At 40.9% G+C, this 2,898-nt stretch carries 3 protein-coding genes; all 3 read right to left on the reverse strand.

Going from position 1 to position 2,898, the window contains the following annotated elements; translation table 11 throughout:
• Positions 1-311 precede the first annotated feature (311 nt).
• The gene (locus Q4488_RS18615) at positions 312-749 is read right to left on the reverse strand and encodes a heme-binding protein (protein WP_303582080.1); all 438 of its coding nucleotides are present in this window, start codon (positions 747-749) and stop codon (positions 312-314) included.
• A 113-nt stretch (positions 750-862) separates the two neighbouring features.
• Positions 863-2,101: an FAD-binding oxidoreductase gene (locus Q4488_RS18620; protein ID WP_303582082.1), complete on the reverse strand. Its 1,239-nt coding sequence runs from the start codon at positions 2,099-2,101 to the stop codon at positions 863-865.
• Positions 2,102-2,147: 46 nt separating this feature from the next.
• On the reverse strand, positions 2,148-2,492 hold the full coding sequence (locus Q4488_RS18625; protein ID WP_303582084.1) for a RidA family protein: 345 nt from the start codon (positions 2,490-2,492) through the stop codon (positions 2,148-2,150).
• Between the last annotated feature and the right edge of the window lie 406 nt (positions 2,493-2,898).

Genomic DNA, 2,898 nt, shown 5'->3' on the forward strand with positions numbered 1-2,898 from the left:
TTCGGGGCTTTCAGAGAAGCGGGATCTCAGCGTTAACATTTTTCGACGTACAACCAGTATGCCTGTAACTGTTGCCTTGATCTCCAGCTTTTCTGTAAGCCAGAGGCGTAATTGACTTATTCGCACCTTCCCTAAAGTAACGAACAAGAACGCAGGCAGCCAGAAACTTTATGAGTATCGCTTCAAGCTGCGCAGGACTGCAAGCTGGATAATTAATTGAATGCTCGAAAGCCCTTATACACATACTCTCTAGCGTATGCGGTATATGGCACGGTAAAAATGATTTATCAACGAGCTACCTCTACTACGACTTATGCTGCTGACAGGTTTGTTTTCTGAATAAAGTGATCAATCCCTGCTGCCGCACAATCCATATCTTGCTGAGGTGTACCAGAGCTGAGACCGATCCCACCCACTACTTCACCATTAACAATGATAGGTAAACCGCCACCCACAACGCATAAACGCCCCGCTAGCGCGGTATGAATGCCAAAAGCTAAATTACCTGGTACACAAGCTTGATTGTATTCATGCGTTGCTTTTTTAGCCGCTGAGGCAGTAAAAGATTTATCTTGTGCGATCGTAATACTGGTTATTTTTCCGCCATCCATTCTTTCGAAGGCGATTAAGGAACCTGATTCATCAGTAATAGCAATACACATAGGCACCCCAATCTCTACAGCCTTAGATCGAGCTCCTTCAATTAGTATTTGCGCATCATTTTGGTCAAGACGGTTAATTGATAACATTTAAAATTCCTTAAATATAGAGAATAATTTTTAAATAAAAGCTAAGGAAGGTACGAATAAGTCCGTTATATTCTCTGTAAGCCAGAGGCGTCATTGACTTATTCGCACCTTCCCTAACTAAATCGGTATGGCGAAAAAGACTCTAGATCTACAGATGGCTTTTGACCCTGAACAATTTCAGAAACCAACTGTCCGGTGATAGCACTGAGCGTTAAGCCTAAATGACCATGCCCAAAAGCGAGTGTAATTCGTTGATCATTTAATAAAGAGCCGATAACGGGTAATGAATCAGGTGTTGAAGGCCTGCTACCCACCCATTTAGATGTAAAGTCTAAATTATCACCTAGCATTGTATGAGCATGACGCTTCATACAGTTAATACGTTCACGGTTGGGAGGCGCATTTTCATCAGCAAACTCTGCTGTACCTGCCAAACGGATACCATTATTGATTGGCGCTAAAAAAACCGCATTTTCAAGCCAAGCAATAGGGCGACTCAGGCTTTTACCTTCCTTCTCAATGCTTAAATGATAACCACGCTCATTCACCAGCGGAACCTTGACACCTAATTGTGCAGCCAAATGTTTTGAAGCAACACCTGCCGCGATCACTAAGTGATCAAATTGCAAACGCTGAAGTGATGTTTGCACTTCTATACCTTGATCATCTGGATTTATAAAGTTGACCTTTTCACGCACAATACACCCACCATTATCTAAAAAGTGGCGTGTATAACAACGGCTGAGTTCTATTGGACTGATCGTAAATCGTGTATCCGGATAATAGATACCGCCCGCATAGAAGGGCTCTAGGCTCGGCTCCATTTCACGGATCATAGCCGGATCGAAGAGCTCAATATTAACGCCTTGTCCTTGACGCTCTAGAATTTCGCCTTTTTTAGCTTTTTCAATGCCACTCTGACTGGAAAACAATCCTAAACTGCCTTCACTTCGAATTAGCGAGTGGCCTCCAGATTCGTTTAAAAGAACTTGATCTGCCTCCCAGGCTTTAGATTGAAGCTCTGTTAAAGCATGACGCATTTTTTTATAGCGAAAACACGATTTAAAATAATTCCAGCCATACGGAATCAATTCTGGTACATAATGCCGCGCTAACGATAAAGGGCTATCTTTATCAATTAGCATCCCTGGAATTTTACAAAGCATTGAAAAACGGGTAAAAGGGAGCCTCGCAAAACCCGCTAATACGCCCGCATTACCATATGATGTGGCTGCACCAGGCTCCATTGGATCGATGATCGTTACTTTAAAACCAGCTCGTTGTAACCAAAGAGCACTCGATAATCCAACAATTCCGGCACCAACAACAGCTATGTGTTTTATTTTTGGCATAATATAATCCGCGGCGTCATGTTTAACTGAAGCTCTTTAGGAACGTTTACAACGCTGCTTCTATTTTCATTTCAACCCGAATATCAGGATGAGCTAAGCGTGATTCAACACAAGCGCGCGCAGGCGTATGCTCAGGTTCAATCCAATCAAACCAAGCCTTATTCATCGCATCTTTTTCATTAATATCAGCAAGCCAGATAATAACACTTAGCAATTTAGTCTTATCTGTTCCTGCTTCAGCAAGTAAGTCATCTACTTTTGCTAATATTTGTTGTGTTTGTTCTGTAACGCCTACACTTCTATCATCGGCAACTTGACCAGCTAAATAAACAGTTGTGCTGGTGCTTACGATTTTACTCAGAGTTTTATTAGAATGCAGTCGTTTAATCATAGTAATCTCTCTTAAATTATGACCAATAAAATATTATTAGCCTGCTTTTATTATCTTATTTATCTACCAAACTATAATAAAAAATTCAGATAACTTATTTGAAAATCAATCTTAAGTTAGAGAGATCGACAAGAGCAAATCAATAATATCTTCCCCCCCAAAAGTTTTTTTTATACGTATCAATCATGAATATTAATTTTGCTGCGATTATGCGAATTCATCCGTACACAGCCCTCTGTAATATCAGACGTCAGAAGCCATTATTGAAAACGAAAGCCCCATTAAGACTGTATTTTCTGTATGTCAGATACAGTGCTACATATGTCTTCTTTACCTAAGGAAGGTGCGAATAAGTCCGTTATGTTCTCTGCGGACATTAGAATGGCCAGATACGCGAAAGCCAGTG

This window comes from Amphritea sp. 1_MG-2023 (assembly GCF_030547545.1).
Taxonomy (GTDB): Bacteria; Pseudomonadota; Gammaproteobacteria; order Pseudomonadales; family Balneatricaceae; genus Amphritea.